The sequence below is a fragment of the Aureisphaera galaxeae genome, from assembly GCF_028561275.1.
Classification (GTDB): domain Bacteria; phylum Bacteroidota; class Bacteroidia; order Flavobacteriales; family Flavobacteriaceae; genus Aureisphaera; species Aureisphaera galaxeae.
The window spans coordinates 545,500-567,510 of the sequence record NZ_JAQQTF010000004.1; the positions used below are offsets into that span (position 1 = coordinate 545,500).

The 22,011-nt window shown below is 41.2% G+C and carries 25 protein-coding genes; 19 read left to right on the plus strand and 6 right to left on the minus strand.

Annotation, left to right across the window (positions count from 1 at the left end):
- The first annotated feature begins 19 nt into the window (after positions 1-19).
- The 9 genes from POV27_RS07650 (at position 20) to POV27_RS07690 (ending at position 5,616) form a co-directional block, all read left to right on the plus strand.
- Positions 20-1,216, plus strand: a complete 1,197-nt coding sequence (locus POV27_RS07650; RefSeq protein WP_272862160.1) for an alpha/beta hydrolase-fold protein — start codon at positions 20-22, stop codon at positions 1,214-1,216.
- A gap of 38 nt (positions 1,217-1,254) precedes the next feature.
- On the plus strand, positions 1,255-1,662 hold the full coding sequence (locus tag POV27_RS07655; RefSeq protein ID WP_272862161.1) for an EthD family reductase: 408 nt from the start codon (positions 1,255-1,257) through the stop codon (positions 1,660-1,662).
- 34 nt (positions 1,663-1,696) lie between these two features.
- Entirely contained in the window at positions 1,697-2,266 is a 570-nt protein-coding gene (locus tag POV27_RS07660; protein ID WP_272862162.1) for an RDD family protein, read from the plus strand.
- 141 nt (positions 2,267-2,407) lie between these two features.
- Positions 2,408-2,914 carry a hypothetical protein gene (locus POV27_RS07665; protein WP_272862163.1) on the plus strand — a complete coding sequence of 169 codons (507 nt, stop codon included), beginning with the start codon at positions 2,408-2,410 and terminating at the stop codon, positions 2,912-2,914.
- Between the two features lie 70 nt (positions 2,915-2,984).
- Complete coding sequence (locus POV27_RS07670; protein ID WP_272862164.1) at positions 2,985-3,473, plus strand: hypothetical protein; 489 nt, start codon at positions 2,985-2,987, stop codon at positions 3,471-3,473.
- Between the two features lie 10 nt (positions 3,474-3,483).
- Complete coding sequence (locus POV27_RS07675) at positions 3,484-3,828, plus strand: hypothetical protein (RefSeq protein WP_272862165.1); 345 nt, start codon at positions 3,484-3,486, stop codon at positions 3,826-3,828.
- Between the two features lie 47 nt (positions 3,829-3,875).
- Complete coding sequence (locus POV27_RS07680) at positions 3,876-4,298, plus strand: VOC family protein (RefSeq protein ID WP_272862166.1); 423 nt, start codon at positions 3,876-3,878, stop codon at positions 4,296-4,298.
- 33 nt (positions 4,299-4,331) lie between these two features.
- Positions 4,332-4,703 carry a DUF2200 domain-containing protein gene (locus POV27_RS07685; RefSeq protein ID WP_272862167.1) on the plus strand — a complete coding sequence of 124 codons (372 nt, stop codon included), beginning with the start codon at positions 4,332-4,334 and terminating at the stop codon, positions 4,701-4,703.
- Between the two features lie 118 nt (positions 4,704-4,821).
- Positions 4,822-5,616: a sugar phosphate isomerase/epimerase family protein gene (locus POV27_RS07690; RefSeq protein ID WP_272862168.1), complete on the plus strand. Its 795-nt coding sequence runs from the start codon at positions 4,822-4,824 to the stop codon at positions 5,614-5,616.
- Here POV27_RS07690 and POV27_RS07695 read toward each other — a convergent pair.
- Positions 5,613-6,590, minus strand: coding sequence for an alkaline phosphatase family protein (locus POV27_RS07695; protein ID WP_272862169.1), 978 nt, complete (start codon positions 6,588-6,590; stop codon positions 5,613-5,615). The two genes, POV27_RS07690 and POV27_RS07695, sit on opposite strands and share 4 nt — an antisense overlap.
- Before the next feature lie 229 nt (positions 6,591-6,819).
- Here POV27_RS07695 and POV27_RS07700 point away from each other — a divergent pair, with 229 nt between their 5' ends.
- The 7 genes from POV27_RS07700 to POV27_RS07730 all read left to right on the plus strand — a co-directional run bounded on the left by POV27_RS07700 (position 6,820) and on the right by POV27_RS07730 (position 12,210).
- Entirely contained in the window at positions 6,820-8,241 is a 1,422-nt protein-coding gene (locus POV27_RS07700; protein WP_272862170.1) for a hypothetical protein, read from the plus strand.
- Between the two features lie 16 nt (positions 8,242-8,257).
- Positions 8,258-8,974 carry a DoxX family protein gene (locus tag POV27_RS07705; RefSeq protein WP_272862171.1) on the plus strand — a complete coding sequence of 239 codons (717 nt, stop codon included), beginning with the start codon at positions 8,258-8,260 and terminating at the stop codon, positions 8,972-8,974.
- Entirely contained in the window at positions 8,971-10,047 is a 1,077-nt protein-coding gene (locus POV27_RS07710) for a glycoside hydrolase family 113 (RefSeq protein WP_272862172.1), read from the plus strand. The genes POV27_RS07705 and POV27_RS07710 overlap by 4 nt, the downstream gene beginning before the upstream one ends.
- A 190-nt stretch (positions 10,048-10,237) precedes the next feature.
- The gene (locus POV27_RS07715) at positions 10,238-10,645 is read left to right on the plus strand and encodes a carboxypeptidase-like regulatory domain-containing protein (protein WP_272862173.1); all 408 of its coding nucleotides are present in this window, start codon (positions 10,238-10,240) and stop codon (positions 10,643-10,645) included.
- Between the two features lie 10 nt (positions 10,646-10,655).
- On the plus strand, positions 10,656-11,342 hold the full coding sequence (locus POV27_RS07720) for a transglutaminase domain-containing protein (protein ID WP_272862174.1): 687 nt from the start codon (positions 10,656-10,658) through the stop codon (positions 11,340-11,342).
- A gap of 64 nt (positions 11,343-11,406) precedes the next feature.
- Entirely contained in the window at positions 11,407-11,790 is a 384-nt protein-coding gene (locus POV27_RS07725; protein ID WP_272862175.1) for a hypothetical protein, read from the plus strand.
- A gap of 111 nt (positions 11,791-11,901) precedes the next feature.
- The gene (locus POV27_RS07730) at positions 11,902-12,210 is read left to right on the plus strand and encodes a hypothetical protein (protein ID WP_272862176.1); all 309 of its coding nucleotides are present in this window, start codon (positions 11,902-11,904) and stop codon (positions 12,208-12,210) included.
- Positions 12,211-12,357: 147 nt separating this feature from the next.
- Here the strand turns inward: POV27_RS07730 and POV27_RS07735 are convergent, their stop codons facing one another.
- Both POV27_RS07735 and POV27_RS07740 read right to left on the minus strand, forming a co-directional pair.
- Positions 12,358-13,476 carry a GNAT family N-acetyltransferase gene (locus POV27_RS07735; RefSeq protein WP_272862177.1) on the minus strand — a complete coding sequence of 373 codons (1,119 nt, stop codon included), beginning with the start codon at positions 13,474-13,476 and terminating at the stop codon, positions 12,358-12,360.
- A 12-nt stretch (positions 13,477-13,488) separates the two neighbouring features.
- Entirely contained in the window at positions 13,489-14,520 is a 1,032-nt protein-coding gene (locus POV27_RS07740; protein WP_272862178.1) for a transporter, read from the minus strand.
- Between the two features lie 118 nt (positions 14,521-14,638).
- Here POV27_RS07740 and POV27_RS07745 point away from each other — a divergent pair, with 118 nt between their 5' ends.
- The 3 genes from POV27_RS07745 (at position 14,639) to POV27_RS07755 (ending at position 18,717) form a co-directional block, all read left to right on the plus strand.
- The gene (locus POV27_RS07745; RefSeq protein ID WP_336375832.1) at positions 14,639-14,890 is read left to right on the plus strand and encodes a DUF4834 domain-containing protein; all 252 of its coding nucleotides are present in this window, start codon (positions 14,639-14,641) and stop codon (positions 14,888-14,890) included.
- Between the two features lie 99 nt (positions 14,891-14,989).
- A complete protein-coding gene (locus POV27_RS07750; RefSeq protein ID WP_272862179.1) occupies positions 14,990-17,437 on the plus strand; it encodes a glycosyltransferase family protein in 2,448 nt (815 codons plus the stop codon).
- On the plus strand, positions 17,437-18,717 hold the full coding sequence (locus tag POV27_RS07755) for a glycosyltransferase family 4 protein (protein WP_272862180.1): 1,281 nt from the start codon (positions 17,437-17,439) through the stop codon (positions 18,715-18,717). The genes POV27_RS07750 and POV27_RS07755 overlap by 1 nt, the downstream gene beginning before the upstream one ends.
- A gap of 63 nt (positions 18,718-18,780) precedes the next feature.
- Here the strand turns inward: POV27_RS07755 and POV27_RS07760 are convergent, their stop codons facing one another.
- The 3 genes from POV27_RS07760 to POV27_RS07770 form a co-directional block, all read right to left on the minus strand.
- On the minus strand, positions 18,781-20,073 hold the full coding sequence (locus tag POV27_RS07760; protein ID WP_272862181.1) for a hypothetical protein: 1,293 nt from the start codon (positions 20,071-20,073) through the stop codon (positions 18,781-18,783).
- A 202-nt stretch (positions 20,074-20,275) separates the two neighbouring features.
- A complete protein-coding gene (locus POV27_RS07765; RefSeq protein WP_272862182.1) occupies positions 20,276-20,926 on the minus strand; it encodes a hypothetical protein in 651 nt (216 codons plus the stop codon).
- Between the two features lie 139 nt (positions 20,927-21,065).
- Positions 21,066-21,983, minus strand: a complete 918-nt coding sequence (locus POV27_RS07770) for a T9SS type A sorting domain-containing protein (protein ID WP_272862183.1) — start codon at positions 21,981-21,983, stop codon at positions 21,066-21,068.
- Between the last annotated feature and the right edge of the window lie 28 nt (positions 21,984-22,011).

Genomic DNA, 22,011 nt, shown 5'->3' on the forward strand with positions numbered 1-22,011 from the left:
GGCTCATAAACAACCTCACATGAAGCTAAGAATCCTAATGGTAGCTTTTATCAGTCTACTTTCCCTTACCGCTGTATGTCAACCCAAAGAAAGGGACAATATTGTAGGACGAACCATCACCTTACCATCGGAGGTATTAGCCGAAGAACGGGAAATACAGGTGTATTTGCCTAATGGTTATTCCGAAAATGAAAGTGAATACCCTGTACTGTATGTGTTGGACGGACAACGTTATTTCCTGCATGCGGTGAGTCTTCAACAATCCATGACTGGATTTCGGCAAACCCCAGAGTTTATTGTGGTAGGGATTTCGAAAAGTCCGTCGGAGCGCAACAGGAACTTCAGTTCCAATGCCCAAAACTTCCTGAGTTTTATAGACAAGGAACTTATTTCCTATATCGATACCCGATACAGAAGTTCTCAAGAGCGATTGCTGTTTGGTTGGGGATTCGCTGGTGGATTTACAATACAAAGTATGGTCGATAAACCTCAGTTGTTCGATGCCTATATTGCTGCCAGCCCTTTTCCGGTAACAAAGAAGGTAGCAGCGGTAGATAGTCTTTTGTCTAAAGACACTAGCTTCGACAAACTACTCTATTTTTCTTCAGACATCAACGAGGGAAGCGTAAAGGAGGGAACCGCTCTTTTACACGAACTTTTGTTGCAAAAGGCTCCAGAAACCATGCCTTGGAAGTTTAGGGAGTTCGAAGGAGAGGAACACCGATCTACTCCCTATGCAACGCTGTATCATGGACTTCGAAACTACTTCCAATATTATCCCGAATTGCAGTTCAGTAACCTGGAAGCTTTTTTAGAAGCTGGCGGATTGCAATACGTCTACGATTACTATGAAAAGAGAGCTTCGAGGTATGGATTTCCGGAAGAGTTGTCCGATTGGACCATGTTCAGTATCACCAGAAATGCCATTCGGGCCGATGATTTTCAACAATTTGAAAGGTTCGTTAACGAATTTCAATCCACAGGATTTATCGATCGACTCCGCGTGAGTCGTGCAAGTCTTATCGCTGAGTTTTATCTAAAAAATGAACGGTTCGAAAAGGCAAGGGACTTCTTTTCAGACATTTTGAAAAAATCCCCCAATGCCGTACGTACACTACAGGGCTTGGGAGATGCATATAAAGGAATGAAACAGGATGAAAAGGCCGTAGAGTTTTATGAAAAGGCGAAAAGCCTTTTGGAGAAAAAGGGCAATTAGAAAAATAGTACCTTGTAGCGAATCAATATTTCTACAGAATGAAAGTCAAAATATTCTTAGCACTCCTAGGCACCCTGGTATGCTTCGCCAGTTGTCAAGATGGGGCATCCAAGACTTCCAAAATTAAAGAAGGTATGGTCAAAATAACCATCATGTATCCCAATGGAGATGGCAAAACCTTCGATATGGATTATTATGCCAGCAAACATATGCCAATGCTAGACAGCTTGTTTGGTGATGCCTTAAAACATCTGGCTATCGATAAGGGTGTCGCAGGTAGGACTCCAGATGAGCCCATTCCATATTTGGCCATCGGTTATATGTATTTCGATACACTTTCGGAATACGAAAATGCCTTTGGACCCCATGCTGAACAAATCCTGGGTGATATCCCGAATTACACCAACATTCAGCCTGTCGTTCAAATTAGTGAGGTGGTAGAATAAAGGCCTCTTCGTCTTTCATTAATAACCCAACCCAATGAGTGAACCTAAACATAGGGGGTTTTTCTACGAGGAAATAAGTAGGATAGCCAACAAAAACCATAGATTTCACCGCATTTCAAGCATGTTGCTGGATCATATTATTATGACCTATGTTATTGTTTTGCCCATAGCATTGGTAATGATTCTTGGAGCCACTGGAGTTGTGCAATTGAGTGACCGTGTAATAGAAATCCCCTTTTTTGTTGTTATGTTCATATACTTCAATAAGGATTTTGTGAATGGCAAAAGTCCGACCAAGCGACTCATGGGATACCGGGTAATAGACCGTAAAACGGAAAAGCCAGCTACAGAATTACAATGTTTCATTAGGAATTTAGTCGCTATCGCTTGGCCCATAGAGGCGATTGTCGGATTTATGAACCCTACACGTAGAATAGGAGACTTTATCGCAAATACTAAAGTGGTTCGATCAGAAAAGCAAAAACTTAAAACAATTTGGGTAGAATTAAAGAATAAAGAGTGGAAGTGGAGTATTCTTCTCATTTTGGTGGTAGGAGTTGTCTATTTTTATGGACTAAATTTCCTAATGCCAATGCCAGTTTAAGCAACAACACAAATAAGAGCGACAGAGTTTGAAAATTGAATTTTAAAGAATATGTTTCTTTTTAGGGGGTCCATTGGTGCAACAGAAACTCTCAGATCGAAACATACAGATTACATTAATAATCAACGCATTTAATTGTCAATGAAAGTAGAAACCTATAAAATAAAGGACTGGGAAGATTCCGAACAAGGGCTCTTACTAGCAGAAAACGAACAATGGATTCTTGTAAAACACATCCCTGTGGATTATGTAATAGATGGATATCGTTTGTACCATAAAGGGTTTGTGGAAGAGCGATCAAGTACAGTTCAGGATGCACAAATTGAGAAGGTTTTAAGACTGAAGAATGTGGAAGACGCGCCTCCTGCAAATTTCAGCTTTGCCGATACCCTAGGTCTTTTGGATTGGGTAGAATCCAACTACGGAATTTTCGAATTTCAAGATGATGATGAATCCGAACTGTTTTATGGAAAGAAGAATCGCATCGAAAATAATGCACTCATTATCGATATGATTCATTCCGATGGATCGGTTGAGGTCGATTATGATTACGAATTTAACCTAGATGAAATTCGAGTGATCACTTTCGAATCCGACTATCACACATCCATTCAATTGCTTTGGCGGGATCAATTAAACAAAGCGTAACTCCCAAACATCAAAATTCTAATAAACGGGAATACAAAGCACGCTTATCTAAACTATCACATATAGCCGAATGGAAATACTATTTAAATATGCATGGATATTATTTATTGGAGTCACTACGGCAAATGCATTTGTACTAAAAAGTCGAGCGAAAAAGTATATAACCGAACGACCAGAACTGGAAGAAGGATACGACAAACTTTTCCAGGGATATTTGTTTTATGGGAACATTCCTTGGATAGTTATGATGGTAGGGAGTGTTAGTGGACTCACTCAGGGTATATTCGATTATTTTAATCCTCGTTCCATGAACCCTATGGTACTCATTTTTCATTTTTCCATTGTGGTACTTTGGTTTTTGGGGGTGCGATGGATTTATTTTAAAAATGGCGCCAACTTCTTGGAAACGCATCCAGGTCTTTTTCGAAAATCGAACCTAAGTGGAAATAAGTACATGACAGCAAAACAGATTAAGTTGTTCTACCCTTTAATGCTTTTAGGAGGAATAATAGGCATGGCAATGATGTGGATTATCAATTTTCCGACACCCCAATTCTAAATTGATTTAAATGCTAAGAAAAACAATAAGAGTAATCGCAATTGCTTCTTTGGTATTAGCATATTCCATTTTCATATATAATTATTCTCTACATGGATTGGATTCATATTTTACCCAATTGTTTAATGCGGCTTGGATCTTCGGAATTGTGAGTGTAATTTCCAACGCTGTTTATGTTATTTTGAGCGATAGGAATGATGATTATTTATATTGGATCGGTTGCCCAGGTTTGATTTGGTTCGTACCATTTTTCTATGATATTGATTCCCAATACGGAATCTTTGCCATGATTGCTTACCTTTTAGTGATCGTATTCCTGCATCGGGATATCTTCATCAGACGAAGACCGTCCTAGAATCTGACGTATATTTTGAAGTAGGCTTAAGGAAGAAAAAAATACCTATGAAACAATCCATTGTCCATATTGCCTTGGTCGTAAGAGATTACGATGAGGCCATCCAATTTTACACCCAAAAATTAAATTTCGAATTGTTGGAAGATACCTATCAGCCAGAACAGGACAAACGATGGGTAGTTGTGGCACCACCCAATTCGAATGGGACTACCATATTGTTGGCAAGGGCCTCCAAACCTGAGCAGGAAGCATTTATTGGCAATCAATCGGGTGGAAGGGTATTTTTGTTTTTGAATACCGATGATTTCTGGAGGGATTACAATGAAATGCGCTCAAAAGGAATTGAATTTGTAAGGGAACCCAAGGAAGCAGATTACGGAACCGTGGCCGTATTTAAAGATCTATATGGCAATTTATGGGACTTGTTACAATTAAATGCCGATCACCCAATCGTGAAAAGAATGCAATAATTTCAATAACTTTAGAGGTATAATACAACAACAATGAAAAGTACTGCCCATCACGACGAACGCATAGCACAAATGACTTTTGCCTCCGTATATCCGCATTACGTAAGCAAAGTCGAAAAGAAAGGCCGAACCAAAGAAGAATTGCATCAAGTGATCGAATGGCTCACAGGTTTTGACGACGGCAAACTACAGACTTTGATTGATGAGAAAGCCGATTTTAGAGCTTTCTTTGATCAAGCCTCCTTACATCCCAATGCCCACCTTATTAAAGGCGTTATTTGTGGCTATAGAGTAGAAGAAATCGAAAACCCATTAACTCAAAAGGCACGGTACCTGGATAAGTTGATCGACGAATTGGCTAAGGGAAGAAAGATGGAGAAGATTCTTCGTAAGGCTGAAGGGTAATAATCTTTATTGGGTTAACTATATGGACCGAAGAAAATTCCTAGAAATAAGTAGTGCACTTGGGGTTATGTCACTCTTACCCATCTCATGTCTATCCGCATCATCGCCCAAGTATAAAATGGGATATCAACTTTATTCCATTCGGGATGAAATGGAAAAAGACCCTGTTGCGACCTTAAAAGCCCTAAAAGATATGGGTTACGAAGATTTCGAAACCTATGGCTACGATGCAGAAAAGAGAACCTTTTACGGCTTTAAGGCGAATGAATTCAAAACCATCTTGGACGATTTGGACCTCAGTGTAAGCAGTGGCCATTACGGATTTTCAGAACTCGCCACCCAACCCGATGATAAACTAAATGAATTTGTAGATCAATGCATAGAAGGCGCCGAAGCCATTGGAAGCCGATACATTACCTGGCCATGGATAAACGAAGTGCAGCGAACCTTAGATGGCTATAAGTCCATAGCAAAGCAAATGAACCTTATAGGCGAACGTATTGCCCAAGCAGGTTTGGGATTTGCCTACCATAATCATGGATACGAGTTTCAAGAATTTGACGGTAAGTCTGGCTTCGATATAATTATTAATGAAACCGATCCAGCTTTGGTGAAAATTCAGCTCGATCTGTATTGGGTGATGCATTCTTCCAAAAACACACCTGCAGAGTTAATTGCCAAATATCCGGGTCGCTATGTCATGTGGCATATCAAGGACATGGATAAAGTCACCAGAGACTATACCGAATTAGGCAATGGTTCTATCGATTACCACAAAATCCTTCCCGATCCAAAAGTTTCGGGATTGGAATATTACTACATCGAACAAGGAGGCAATTTCACCGAAAGCTCGATGAAAAGTGCTGCCTCCAGTGCGGCTTATTTCAAATCAGATCTGAAGCAGTACCTTTAATCACTCAAAAACCAATAGGGCCGAGCCATGGCATCATGACGTTTAAGGGAGCCTATTCCGAAATTGTCTTCAATCGTACGTAGTAAACTGTAGTGATTCACTGGATCGGTATTGATGGTACCTGCCTCCAAGAAATCGCCTAAAAGTAAGGTGTAAATCCCATAATCGAACGGGTATGGGTAAGCCTCATCGAAGGTGAGTACAATCAGTGTTTCTGGCGGGAATTTGCTTAAAGGATCATCCCCTAAAAAGGACTTTAGGAATTTCTCCATATTATCAAGATTCGCTGTATCCGGCCCAAGGTCGATATTGTTGGCAGCGGGACGAAATTCTTCTTCACTTACGTTATGGCCATCATTAAGCAAATTGGGCACGTAAAAGCTAAAATGAGGCAAACGATGGGGTAGGGTTTCGCATTTCAGATCTTTTTCAAATTCTGTGGCATTTACAATACGAGCTAGTCGATTTGGGTTGGAAACAATGCTTGGAAACGAGAGAAATGGAACGTGTTTTCTGGCATAGGGAAACAGTTCACTATCTGGGGGAACATTGGCTAGATTCTCCGTTGGCGATTTGCTCAGGTCGTACTGCAGTTTGTCCTTGTAATCGGCATCTGGCGGCAAATTTTCCGCATAGCACTTCCAACTTAGGTTGTTGGCTTCTAATAGGTCCACAATAGTAGCGGGGCTATAGCCTTCTTCATGATAGCGATAGCTCCCCGTTTCACGGCCTTGTTCGGAATTTGGTTGCACCCAATACCAATCCATATAATGCGCATTGTCATCGGCAATTCCCATAGTATCCCCTGCAATGGTAGCAATGTAATTGGGTTGTGAAGGATGGGTTACCCCTTGTGCATTGGTCATAAATACCCCTTTTTTTCGCAATCCATTCAAGTACGGATTGGCTAGCGCAGAACTTCGCATGGTGTTTTCTAAAAAGACCACAACGACACGTTCAAATACTTTTCCCATGTGTATTCGTTTTTTTGATGTTAATAAATGAAAGGGTTCACTGGTTCTCCGCGGTGGAGTGGCATAACCATGTGAGGCATTCTACAGCCAATAGGGGGAAGTGCAAATATAGAATTTTATCACAATCTCAATGAAAAGAAAGTTAGGGTTACAGCCTTTTTGCAAACCCAGTTGCAAAATGCATATTGCTTATATTTGGTATCATAAGAACCTATGTATCCTTAGATCCATGATAAGAATTATCACCTTCATTTTCGGAATTTCCTTCACCCTTGTATTATTCGCTAATTGTTCATCAGACAACAGGAACATCACGGTTAATTCAATCAAGGAAATTGATTCTGTTCTATCTCCGTCAAGGCAATTTTTTGAAATTAAGGCAGACAAAGAAGCTATTGTAAAGGGTGCAAAAGGGACCACAATTTATATCCCAGAAAACACTTTTCAATTTGTTGATGGAACAGCGCCCGTAACTCCGATAAAGATAACGCTTAAAGAAAGCTATAGCCTGAGTGAAATGATTTTCGAAAACCTACATACACTTTCCGGAGATAGGATTCTCGAAACCAATGGGATGATATACGTTACAGCAGAGGCGGACGGGCAACAACTTTCTGTAAGGGAGGGTAGTGCGATAGTGATTGGGTTTCCTAAAAATGGTTCAGAAGAAGAGATGGACCTATTCTATGATTTTCAAATAAATGATAGCACACAAACTTGGATTCCCGATTATCAATTGTTCGAGGCAAATGCCCTAGCAGAATCAATTCGTGAGACCGATACGCTATCGGAAGGGGGAGATGAAGCATTTCAGGTAACATACCCCATCGAAATGACCGATGATCTCTACGATTACCATTTTTGGGTTTCCTTAAGAACGGCAACTTTTGATGAAATAAAGCTATTGGGAAGGGATGAAACCATTATAGATTATTTGCGGAATCCAGAAAATATCGATAGCGCCACAGCCTATTCCTTTTACACAAATAATTGGAGGGCCGATTTTGACCTTCACATCGATGAAAAAGGCAATATGTTCAATTTTAGGCCTAACAAGGACATTGGTTTGGAATATGACGAAGAGGCTATAAAAATAGCAAAGGAACTATTTGAGTCTGTTCCTGCATTCGATGTGGATGCCTATGAAAGGGATTTAACGGAAGGATGGGATTATGCGTTGGGGATTATGGGAGGGCGCTCTATAAATTGGTCTCGATTTAAACAAAAATTTAGAAATAAGTATTCCGATTATACAGATAAGGCCGTTGAAAAAATGGATGCCAATACGCTACAATATTTTGTGTTTTCGGCGACAGAACTGGGTTGGATAAACTGCGATAGATTTTTGGATCTGGATGATACCGAAAAAACCGATTTTATAGTTAATACAGCCCATCCCAAGGATACGAAAGTCCAAATAGTCTTTAAGGATATAAAAAGTATCATGAATGGAAGATTGGAGAATGGAAATATACTTTTTGGTAGTGTCCCTAAGGGTAAATCCATACAGGTAATAGGTATAAGTCATGCCAATGGCAAACCAACCATGACCATCGTTGAAACCACTACGGATGCTAAAGATTTTGAACTCACCGGTTTTAAGGAATTTACCCTCGATCAATTGGAAGCCGAACTCAATAAACTAAACTAAAAACGACCTGAAAATTTTGAAGACACCTTCAAAACTAGATCAAATCCACTTTAAAACGAGACAGAATCGATGGCTTTGGTACTTTTCCATCTTTTGTCGATTGGCATTGGCTGCCGGATTCATTCCTGCTGGACTTACCAAAATCATGGGCGAACGTTTTGCCAGTGGTTTGTCCGTTAGCCATCCCATGGGGCAATATTTAGAAGCCTTGCATCACACAGGTTACTATTATACCTCCATCGGAATTGCACAGGTGCTGGCTGCGATTCTTTTGTTGATCCCTCGTACCGTAACCCTAGGGGCTTTATTGTACTTACCCATTATTCTCAATATCTGTATTCTATCCTATACCGTTCGTTTCGATGGCTCCTTCGTTTCGGCTCCGCTTATGTTGTTGGCCAATTTGTACATATTATTTTGGAATTACGATCGCATACGTTTTATCCTGCCTCTTAAAGTAAGCACAGAGTACACCCTCGTTCCGAAACCTGATAAATACAGTAACAAATTTCCCTTCCTTTTCTTTACGGGTGCTATGGCGTCTATGGGAATGATCATTCTTTTCTTTATCTATGGCCATGAGGTAATGCCCAGAAATTCCCTCTCAGAATGTAAGAAGCAGTTTGTCGGGACGGAAAATGAAGCCGTAGGATCGACCTTCTGTGAATGCATTCACACCCATGCCGGAAATTTGGACGAGTGCCTAACCGTCTATGAAAAAAACAAAAAATGAAGAAAGGCTTACTCTCCATTTTTCTATTCATTGGGCTACTGATTGTCCTTTTGGTGTATTCACAAGACCCTGTGGATGTTGCGGACCCTAAGTCTATTGGTGGTATTACGAACATCCAGGAAAAACAACGAGGAGCGCATGTGTTTAGCACGGTAGATACGACGAATGCCCATATGTTTCGCAAGATGAATTTGGAATGGGTGGCTTTTGTGCCTTGGGGATTTCAGGATCAAATCGATAGCCCCGAAGTGACCCATCACAATGGAGACAGTACCTACATAAAACAGCATAACGAACATTGGGTTCGAAAAATAACCGAGGCCCGGGAAGCGGGTTTCAAAGTCTTTTTTAAACCCCATGTTTGGATTGACAGACCTGCAGATGGTAAATGGCGATCGGATATTTTTCCGAAGAATGACGCCGACTGGGAACAGTGGCAAGAAACCTATCGTAATTTCATACTCCGATACGCTCAGGTCGCAGAACAAGCCCAAGCTGAGATGTTTTGTGTTGGGGTTGAGTTTACGCGGTTGGCGTTAGAAAAACCCGATTTCTGGCGCGAACTCATTGCAGAAATTCGAGAAGTGTATTCAGGAAAGCTTACCTATGGAGCCAATTGGTATGAAGAATACGAAACAATCCCATTTTGGGATGCTTTGGATTATATAGGCATTCAGGCCTACTTCCCGCTAACGGATCATGAATATCCTAGTGCTATTGCCATCTCTGAAGGTTGGAACACCTATTTGCCGACCTTGGATTCTCTTCATAAGAAATTTGACCGTCCTATACTTTTTACTGAAATGGGCTATAAAAGTACCTCAGATGGAGCTATGAAACCTTGGGAATGGATGGATAATCCCTATCATCCCGAATACCATTATTCGCTCGAAACACAGGCTAATAGCTATCTAGCGTTCTTCAATACGATCTGGAATAAAGAATGGTTTGCCGGGGTTCATATTTGGCAATTGCGAAGCGACTTTCAGCTGGATCCGGAAAAGCAAAACAAGGATTTTACACCCCAAGGGAAACCCGCGGAGTCAATTATTGCAAAGGGATTTCAAAACTGATCCCAAGTAAATCCATTAAACATCTATCCGAAGAAGTTTTACCCCAATACCATACATTAAGACCAAGTCGTGGTTCTTAAATGCTCATTCAAATGCCGTTTTGACTCATAGACCGGATGCTTTAACTCACTCGTGTTTTATACTACTTAAATGAAGGCCTAAGTTAGGGGTGAATATTAAATAACACAGTATGAACACACGACTTACCACAACGAAGGAAACCCTTAGATATTTTGGGTTTTTAGCCTTATTCATGAGCCTATGCCTTATGGGCAATCCATCATTCGCACAAAGCGATGGACAAACCGTGACGGGCGTTGTAAAAAGCAATGATGGTCCTCTGTTAGGAGCGACTATAGTGCTAAAAGGAACGAACGTTGGTGTGGTCTCCAATGAAAATGGAGAATTCACCTTTCCGCAAGAACTAAAGCAAAACGACGTATTGGTAGTGAGCTACCTAGGGTACAAAAAGAAAGAGATTACCATTACAAATGCGACCACTTATGTAGAACCTTTTTTGGAAGACGATCCTGTAATTGTAGTGGCTGCCCTACGGATGGAACATCCCGAGACGACTTCCAGTGAAACTAGGAATTAGTCTTCGTGGAATGAGATTTTTAATTGTTGTAGTATACATCTTCACCTTTATAGGGGTATCCCATGCTCAGCGAGACGATTTTAATGAAGTCGACTTTTGGAGGGCGGAGTATATCGCGCAAGGTTATAAAGGTGAAGAACTACAGCAAATGTATGAGATTACCCATGGAATCAAGTCTCAGCTCACCACCGAGGTAGAACGTTTTAGGGCGGTTTACTACTGGGTATGCCATAACATTCGGGGCGATTATTATTTAACTACAGAAAACGACGATGAAAGAAGAAGGTTACGAGATGACCCAGAAGCCTTGCAACGGTGGAATAACCAATTTAAAAAAGAAGTCTTCGCAAAACTACTCATGGAGAAAAAGACCCTTTGCACGGGGTATGCTTATTTAATCAAAGAGCTGGCCAATAGAGTCGGTTTGGAATGCGAAATGATCTATGGTTTTGGTCAAACCAATAAGACAAAACTAGACGATCTAGATGCCCCAAACCATACATGGAATGCCGTAAAGCTGAATGGGAAGTGGTATTTGTGCGATGCTACCTGGTCCAGCGGAGTCATAGACATGGCTACCTATTCCTTCAAGTTTAAATATGACGATTCTTTTTTCTTAATGGATCCGGCCAAATTTGCAGAAACACATCAACCCATAGAAGCCAAATGGTCGCTGCTGAATCAAGAGGTACCCTAACTGCAGGAAATTTTGACAAAGCAGTAATTATTATCTTCACCGCTTAATTAGTTTCACAAGAATAATGAATACGTTGATTTCGAACCCAAAGAAGCTTTTCATTATAGATGGTGCAGGGGCTTTGCTTTCCGCTTTTCTATTGGGAGTGGTACTGGTTCGGTTTCAAAACATCTTCGGAATCCCGGCATCTACATTGTACATATTGGCTGCCATACCGTGTTTCTTTGCCGTATACGATTTGTATGCTTATTTCACAAAAAAGGAAAACGCAAAGACATTCTTGAAAGGGATCGCTCTTATGAACCTTCTGTATTGCTGCTTATCTATTGGGTTTGCGTTTTACCATCTTTCAGAAATCACTCTTTTAGGTTGGCTCTACATTTTGGTTGAAGTTGCGATCGTAACGATCTTGGCTACCATCGAATTTAAAGTAGCCAACCGTTTATAGATTCCAGTCGTCTTTTGATCCTTTCTATTGGCTACGTCATCGATTCACTATTCTTTTAGGGGAAGTGCTTAGCTACTTTTGAAGCATTAGTAATCATAAATCTTAGGTATCATGCTGCGAATAATTAGATATATTGGGCCTCCATTGATTTTTGTCACTGTTGGTTTTATAGGAGGATATTTCTTTGAAGATTGGTTTGGGTCCATTGGGAGAGACGACGGTAAAGTAATATGTACCTCATCTCAAGGGCATTCCCGAGAATACGATAGGGTAGAAGGGTATACCTGCTGTGGAGCACTTTACAACCGTTACCCAGATAATCCAGATGTAGGTGATTTGCAATGTTGTCATGATGGGTCTCGTACAAACCCTGAAGGCTGTAATTTGGCTTATGGCACTCCTTGTAGTGATTGCCAATGATTCTCATCAGTTTTTGCTTTCCAAATTTTTGTGAATATTTACGAGAAGGATGGCCCCATAGATACAACACCAAACTTTTTATGCTTCTTTTATCAAAGAATCTAATAGTAAAGAAATGGTTTGCTGCGATAAATGACCAGAGGATTTTTACAATCCCTTTCTAAACGTACTCCGTTCCTTATGCTGTTGTGGATCATAATCCTTCCATAGCAATTGTACAGCCGTATTCTCGATCAATTCCGGATTGGTTTCTACCGTTTCTATGCCTTTGGCATTAAATAGATGTTGCATTTCCTCGAAAATGATAGCAGTGACGCCTTTACCTTGGTATTCGGGATCGATCCCAATAAGATAAAAGGCTGCTAAATCATTTTTCTTCTGTGCTTGCAGTATGTGGTACCATCCTATGGGGAATAACTTTCCGTTGGCTTTCTTCAAAGCTTTGCTAAAGGAAGGCATCACTACCGAGAAGGCAATGAGCTTCCCATTTTCATCCTTAATACAGGTGATATAATCGGGATGGATGAACCCGAAATATTTTTCCTTATAATAGTCTATCTGGTACTGCTGAATAGGAACGAAAGTTTGTAACGTATTGTAGGTTTTGTTCAACAAATCGAACATACTATCTACGTAGGGCAGGATTTCCTTTTTGTTTTTAAATCGAATCACGGACAGGTTGTACCTCTTCTTCACAAGTCCAGAAAACTTGGCAACTTTTTCTTTAATAGACGGAGGAATACTCATCTTAAACTCTACCCAAGTAGCTTGCTTTTCAAAACCCAATTGCTCAAAATGTTGCGCATAGTAAGGATAGTGATACCAAGTGATCATAGTATTCATTTCATCATATCCACGGGTGAGAATACCGGCTTTTTCCATATTGGAGAAGCCTACAGGACCTTCTACGTATTCCAAATTGTGCTCGCGTCCTTTCTCATAGACCTTTTCCAATAAGGCTTTGGTCACTTCTATATCGTCGATAACATCGAACCATCCGAAGCGCATCTTTTTCTTTTGTTGCTCTTCGATTTCCAAATGGTTTACAATGGCAGCAATTCTTCCAGCCGCCTTACCATCTTTGTAGGCGATATAATAGGTAGCTTCGGCATTCTTAAACACTGGATTCTTGGAAGCATCCATGGTTTCCAGTTCTTCCTTAATTAGGGGAGGAACCCAATACTCGCAATCTTTGTACAGGGCAAAGGGGAAAGTAACAAATTGCTTTAGTTGTTTTGGTGTGGTTACTTGTTTAATTTCAATCATAGGCATTCTTCTCTAGTTCAGTCCTCCAGCGCCGCCGTCATCTTCCAACTCGAAACTGTCCTTTCGCTTTTTATTCTTCTTCGTTTCCTTCTTTTTCTTTTTCAGGGCTCTGTTTTTCTCTTTTTCGGCTCGTTTTGCTTCTCTTGCAGCCTTTCCTTTTTCTTCAATAAACTCGTCTTCTTTGTGCATATCGAAGCGGTAAGCAAGCCCGACGCGTCCATAGAATAGGGAAGGAGTATCCTTAAAGTTAATGGAAAGTGAGAGATCTACATGAAAATCTTCATTAATAAGGGCCGCAGCACCTCCTCTCAGGATATTATCGGCATAGAAATCGCTTTTAAAGCCTTGATTCTCCACAAACACCGAAAAGTAATCGTTGGTAGCATGTGTTACTGTAACGATATATCCATACGACGGAAAATCGGTGGTGATGCGATCGGCAATGATATTGGTAACAATCACAAATCCGCCAATTAGATTATTCTGGGTAGAAACCACAACCTTAGGGCTTATACTACTTTCTTGCTCTGGTGTGAAGGGATTATCGGCAAAATCGAAATTGGCTCCCGCATAGACCGATACCGCTGGAATAAGATCGGACCACTGAAACTTATTGTTCTTCTTCCAGCTCAGCAAATTAGGGCCTTCCAATACTTTCTTTCGGTACGGGTCGTACACAAGGTACTTGGCTCCAATAGTGTTGCTCCTGAAATTACTTTCCGTAAACTCAAACGGATTTACGCCCCTACTATCGGTTACCTTATTGCTCTGAAAAAGTCCAATAAGACTTATTTCCAGCTCTTCCTTAAAAAACCCATAACGAACGCTGTAATCCCAAGCAAAGGCATTAGTTTCGGTTTCCAGTAAGTTGTGTTTTTCCTTGCCCAAAGAAAAACCCGTCTCAAACTGAAGCACATTCTTTCCTACCGAGAAGGCTCCTTGAGAGACTCCGGGCCGATTGGTATTGATCATTTCCGTGTATTGGGCCACCGCACTTATAGGGCATAAAAGCGCGATAAATAATAAGTTTCGTAGGATGCGCATCGCAGATTGGTTTAGGCCAAAGATATAAGATTTTATCATTTATTTAATAGCTAGTTTTCTTCTTTTTAGAAGGCTTTCTGTACCTTTGAAAATCATAACGAATACTATGATTTCCTTTTTGAAAACGATCTTAATCATCCTCTTGGTATATTTTGGCCTTAAGTTTTTATTTCGCTTATTGGCTCCCTATGCCATGCGCTATATTGCAAAGAAGGCTGCCCAGCGATTTGAAAATGCTTTTGGACAGGCACCCTTTAATGATGCTGGTGCGACCTATACACAACCCAATCCGTCCAAATCGGCGGATGATATCCCAAAATCTAACGGCAAAGTGGTAGGAGAGTATATTGATTTTGAAGAGATTGACTAATATCCCTTCCTAAGTGGATGGATGCTTTCAATTACCGTGATACTATAGCAGCTATCTTGCATATTTTTTATAATTTCCCTCGATCTTAATTCCACACATATGCAGTTCAATTTTAAGCGACTCATTCCCCATGTGATCGTATTGGTACTTTTTATCATTGCCTCCTTGGCCTATTTTAATCCGGTACTTCAAGGCAAAGCCATTTATCAGAGCGATATCGTGCAGTACAACGGAATGGCGAAGCAACAAAACGATTTCCGAAAGAGAACAGGGGAAGAGACCTATTGGACCAACAGTGCATTTGGTGGAATGCCTACCTATCAATTAGGAGCTAAATATGCACATAACTACATAAAGAAACTAGACCTCACCCTACGGTTCTTACCCAGACCTGCAGATTACCTATTCCTTTATTTCATAGGAATGTATATTTTATTTCTGGTACTGAAGGTAGATTACAAACTGGCATTTCTCGGAGCTATTGCCTTCGGGTTCTCCACCTATCTCATGATCATTTTGGGCGTTGGGCACAATGCAAAAGCACACGCCATTGCCTATATGCCACTGGTGCTGAGTGGAATCATTCTCACCTTTAGGGGGAAGTACTTCTACGGATTCTTGCTTACTACAGTTGCTATGGGATTGGAATTGGTTGCCAATCACTTCCAAATGACCTATTACCTATTATTACTGGTGGTTTGTTTGGGTATTGCTTACCTCATAGATGCCTATCGAAAGAATATGATTCCGCACTATTTCAAAGCTGTGGGTGTCATGGTACTTGCTGTGGGATTGGCTTTGGGCTTGAACGCTACCAATATTCTAGCCACTCAGGAGTATGCCGGAGAATCTACCCGTGGAAAAAGTAATATTACCATTAACTCCGATGGTTCGCCTAAGGAAGGTACTAGTGGACTTAGTTATGAGTACATTACAGAGTATAGTTATGGGAAACTGGAAAGCCTCAACCTGCTTATCCCAAATTTTATGGGCGGTGGTTCTAGCGATGGTTTTCCTGAAGATTCAGAAGCTGCTGAGCAATTAATGAAGGAGACAGGTGCTACACGGGCGCAGGCACAACAATTTTTGAACCAACAAATCCCCTTTTATTGGGGAGATCAACGGTTTGTAGCGGCTCCAGCTTATGTAGGAGCGATCATTATTTTCTTAGCCGTATTGGCCTTGTTCTTAGTGCGCGGCCGATTAAAATGGTGGATTGTGGCTGGATTTGTATTGAGCTTGTTACTCTCATGGGGGCGTAATTTTACATTCCTCACAGAATTCTTTATCGACTATGTTCCCCTCTACGATAAATTCCGAGCGGTTTCCTCTATACAGGTGATTATTGAATTGATATTACCCATCTTGGCCGTCGTAGGGCTGCATCAGTTTTTCAATGATTTTCAGGATGCAAAAACCAAGAAGAAAGCCCTCATCTATTCTGGATCTATTGTAGGGGGACTTATTTTATTATTAATTGTATTCAGTTCTGCTATAGGTTATGTAGGACCTTATGATAGCCTGATCATCGAGCAGATGGGAGTGCCGTTTATGGATGCCGTTCGTGAAGATCGTGCGTCGGTAATGGTAACCGATGCCTTACGTTCACTCATTCTCATATTACTCACCCTTGGTGTGCTTTGGTCGGTATATTCCAAAAAGTTGAAAGAACTGTATGCCATCGGTATTTTGGCCGCATTGATCATTTTCGATCTGGTTGGGGTAGATCAACGATACATCAACAGTGACAATTTCGTAAATGCCAAAGTGATGGAGCGTCCTTTCGCACCTACAGAGGCAGATACCCAAATTTTAAAGGATGAAGGGCATTATCGAGTGTATGATGCCTATAACGATGCTTTCAATAGTGGTCAGGCGAGTTACTATCACAATGCCTTAGGGGGATATCACGCTGCCAAACCAGGGCGCATGAGTGATATTGCAGATTTCTATTTAACTGAAATCAGTCCCGATATCTTGAACATGCTCAATGTAAAGTACATCATTGTACCCACAGAAGAAGGAGGGGCAAAAGCCCAGCAAAATCCCTTTGCCAATGGTCCTGCTTGGTTTGTAGAAAATGTTTTGCCTGCGAATAATGCGAACGAAGAAATCCAATTATTGGATAGTTTGGATACCAAAAAAACGGCTGTAATTCATACCGAATTTTTACCAAAGATTCCAACAAAAGACATACAAAGGGATAGTACGGCTACCATCGATCTATCGAGCTTTGCTCCCAACAAATTAGTATATGAAACAGCCACCAAGACCGATCAGTTGGCTGTCTTTTCTGAAATGTACTATCCACACGGATGGAATGCTTATATAGATGGTAATCCTGCCGAATACTTTAGGGCTAACTATACCTTGCGAGCTATGGTGGTGCCAAGTGGTATCCACCAGATTGAATTTAGATTTGAACCCAAAGTGGTAAAAAAGGGAAGTACTATGGCGTTGGTAAGCAGTATTTTATTCTTGCTTATTATTCTGGGAGGCCTGTATTGGGAACAACGAAAAGAAAAAGAGGTTAAGGAGGAAGACTAATGAAACGGGTACTCATTATCTGCTATTATTGGCCACCGGCAGGCGGTCCAGGAGTACAACGTTGGTTAAAATTCGTAAAGTATTTTAAAGAATTCGGGATCGATCCTGTGGTTTTTGTACCCGAAAATGCCCATTATCCCTTGCAAGACGAGAGTTTTGAGTCTGAAGTTCCCTCGGATATCGAAATCATTAAATTCCCCATTAAAGAGCCCTATCGCTTTGCCAAATGGTTTTCTCGGAAGAAGACCCAACAGATAAGTAGTGGAATTATTACCGAACGGAATCCTTCTCGACTGGAAAAGTTTTTACTTTATGTTCGAGGCAATCTTTTTATTCCCGACGCACGGGTGGGATGGGTAAAACCTTCGGTTCGATTTCTGAAAAAACACCTGCCCGAAAATAAGATCGATACCATTATAACCACGGGACCACCTCACAGTTTACATCTCATAGGGTTAAAGCTTTCGCAACTGATGAAGGTAAAATGGATCGCCGATTTTAGGGATCCTTGGACCACCATTCACTACCATCAATCCCTGCAATTATCGAAGGCGTCTGCGAATAAACACAAACGTTTGGAAAGCGAGGTTTTAAACACAGCCGATCGGGTAGTGGTGACCAGCTGGAATACCCAAAAGGAGTTTTCTGAAATTACCAACCAACCCATAGCTGTCGTTACCAATGGTTTCGATGCACAAGAAACCATACAGGGAGATTTGGACAAAAAATTCAGTATTGTTCATGTAGGTTCGTTGTTAAGCAATAGAAACCCGGAAGTACTTTGGAAGGTATTGGCCGATTTGGTACAGGAGAATGAAGACTTTAAAAAGGCATTGCAAATAAAATTGATAGGTGCTGTGGGGGACGAAATCCGTGAATCCATTCAAAATCATGGATTACGATTATTTACCGAAATTCCAGGTTATGTGTCCCATTCGGAAGCGCTTCAGCTTCAGCACAAAGCGCAGGTATTGCTGTTGGTTGAAATGGACAAGGAAGAAACCAAGGCCATCATTCCAGGAAAATTATTCGAGTACTTACGAGCGGAACGTCCCATTGTTGCCTTAGGGCCTGAAGGGAGTGATATAAAACGCATACTGGATGATACGCAAGCGGGTCAATATTTTGGGTACGAAGAAGAACAGGAATTGAAGCAGGAGATACTACAATTATTCGATAATTATCAACACAGTACGCTACGTGTAGCTTCTCAGAATATTTCTCAATATAGCAGGAGGGAACTTACCCGTACTATGGCCGATCTTATAAAAAGCTTATAAAAATCGAAACCCCCGGTCTGCCGAAGCGTCTCGAGGGTTTCTCACTAACCAACCAAAAAATTGTTACAATCCGCGTCCTCTTCTTGGAGCGGAACCTCTCGATCTAGATGATGAGCTTTTTTGCTTTGCATTACTTCTAGAGCGATTGGGTGTACTTTTCTTATAACTTCCTCCACGGGACGTATTCGCCTTTCTTTTGTTGGAGGGAGCTCCTCTCTGTACAGAAGACTTTCTTTTGTTAGAAGGTGTCCCTCTCTGTACCGATGTGTTCTTTCTTTTCGTAGCCGATCTTTTCACATTACTTCCCGAACGGTTTCCAGAACGTTGGGTTCTAGTCTGTGTACGGTTCTTGGCTACTTCGCCTCTTCGATTGCTGGGGCGAGTCGTTGTTGTCCTTTTCTTGCTGTTGTCACCACGGGTTACCGTACCTCGGTTTCCTCTGGATGTTGGACGTGTGGTCGATCTTTCCTTTTTAACATCTCGTCCAGAACGACTTTGTGTTCCACCACGCGTAACATCTCCTCGTCTGGCGCCATCTCTTCTTTGCGCCACTTCACCACGTCTAGCACCATCTCCTCTTCGGTTTATATCACCTCTTGAGGTGTTTCCTCGTCCGTTTCTAGCGACAGCTGTATTTCTTCGGTTCGGGTTGTAATCCCTGTTAACAGCGCTTCTACCATTTCTGTAGTGAATACGGCTTCCTGGGCGATAGAAGTCACGTCTTCCGTTTATATAGGATCTACGTCCGCTACGATAGTATCTTGTGTGATACGCAAAACTGTATCGTACAGGAGCATAGTATTGTCTGTAAGGATAGTCGTATACTATACAACTTGTGTACAATGGGCGAGCGTAATATACGTGCCATGGTCTGTAAACATAGGTTCTATAGAATGGACTTATGAATCCAGTACAATAATCGAAGGCTCCAAACCTGTTGTAGAAAACCCGCAGTCCACCTACGCGAACAATACGGCGGTTTGTATACCGAATTTCTACATCTCCAGCCTGAACGATACGTCCAAAGTGGTCATAATAGATAGGAACATCCTCTACTTGGATCACAGCACCGTAGTCGTCATACTGTACGTAGGCGTCGTAGTCGTATCCGGAATTGAAGGAAATGCTTACCCCTGGGGTGTTTACATTAACGTTCACGTTGCTTCCTCGGTTTCCTAGGTATACGAAGTCGAATTGTCCATCGGGAAAGACAGAGAATTCTACACCACCTTCTACGAAGATGTACGAACTTCCATCATAAAAGTTTCCGAAAGTTTCTACTGGGGCATTTTCCGAAGCTTTCAAACCGAAGCTTGTTAAAAACAATCCCAAAATGAGTGCTGTTACTTTTTTCATAATCTTAGATTTTATAGGTTGTACTTGCCAATTAATTTTGGTTGGGCGTGTACACTTTTTCTAATAACAACCACCGTGCCAAAAATTAAAAGCCCATATTTTATGGGCTTTTCTAAAAGAAGTTACCCTCCTTCGGCGCGGGGGGCCTCCAGAGGGTAATTCAAAAAAACTAACCAACCAAAAAACTATGTATTAACTTAACTTACTTTGTTACGATTCTACGACCTTCCCATACATCATCGTCCCAATCATTCCAGTCATCATCCCAATCATTGTCGTAGTCATTATAGGTATACCAATCATCGTGCCAAACATTTCTATTGAATCGATTTATGGTTCCGTAGGTTCTTCTAATTTCGCCAAAACGATTGTATTCTATGGTCATTCCACCTACCTGTACCATAAACCCTCTTTGGTGGTAAATTGGTACACTTCCAATCTGTTTTACTTTTCCATTTCTTTTGTAACCAATACAGATGTTGTTAACGGCGATGATGTTTCCATACAGATCGGTTTTTACTCGAAGTCTATTGTAGTTAATATGACCTCTTCGTCCACGTCTGTTATTGGAGTTACCATGGTATACCACATTGCGGTTTTGTCTTTGCCTTTGTCTCTGGTACTGGTAAGGTGTTCCACAGATGGCGGCTTCTTCGAAATCGAAGGTGCCGTCGGTGTATACTGTGAAGAGAACACCATCTTCTACAAAACGTACGGATTGCGAATTGTAATAGCGATGCTTCTTCCCTTTTTTGATCGTAGTGTGCCCGCCATGATTTCCATGATGTTGAGCTGTGAGCTGCGTAGTCATTCCTCCTAGGAATAGGGCTACAAGTAATAGTACTTTTTTCATATCACTAATTTTTAGGGTTAGTCACACAATAAGCGGTGTGACATACGCTATTTGATTAGTGACAAACCAAGAGCCGTGCCAAACTCACAAGGTATTGTTTAGCAGGTATTTAAGGAGAGTTGTGAAGTGGCTGATTACACTAGCGAATGATAAATTGAGCGGTTTTTAGCAACTTTTTTTCTGAAAACACCTGATAGAAATACAGTCCAGCCGAGTACTGCATCATGTCCAGTACAAAGTGATTTGAAGAGGGCCTTATTTCGGTAACGAGCTTACCTGAAACATTATAGATTTGAATTCGATCTACGGCTCCTTCGGGAAACTGAAGAATGGATTTTGAAGTGACCGGATTGGGGTAGAGGACGATTGCTTCTTCAGAAAAATCATCTATACCCAAAGTGGTATTGTCGCAAGAGGTGGCCTCGTTGAAGTAATAGGTTCCGGAGCTGTTGGTAAAGCACACTAACGCCTGTCCTGCCGTAATATCCAGCAGTTCCCAGAAACCATCAAAACCATGAATATTACCAATTCCTTCAATCCATTTAATTTGAGTAAAGCTTGGCTGAGAATAGTTGCTGAAAGTGATGACCTTTCTTGTTTCTCCTGCTATATCCAGATATTCTACAGTTTCTACTGTCATAGAGGTATATGTCATCCCATTACCCGCTGTGTGGCATATAGGGAAGGATACATCGTAAGCACTTCCCAGTAGATTGAAAACTTCTCCCACTTCCAAATTCATATCGATCAATACCTTGTCGGCCTCTTCATTCTCATCATATTTATACACAATTCCGTTCTCTTCCCGAAGATCGCATCGCACCGCTCCATCAATATAAAGCTGTGTATAATCCATTCCATTATGGGTTACCGTTCCGCCTACGGTAAGCTGGTCCGTGATGGTAAAGCAACACGGATTAGGAGGTAGGGGCTCGAAAATGGAATAGTAAATGTCTACGCTCCAGGTATTCTCTTCATCCAGCATAGGAATGTAGTCCTGGGACCATAGGGAAGTGGATAACGCCAAAAACGTCACCATTAGTAGTTTCTTTTTCATAGCCGTTGGTTAGATGATGAACTTAAAT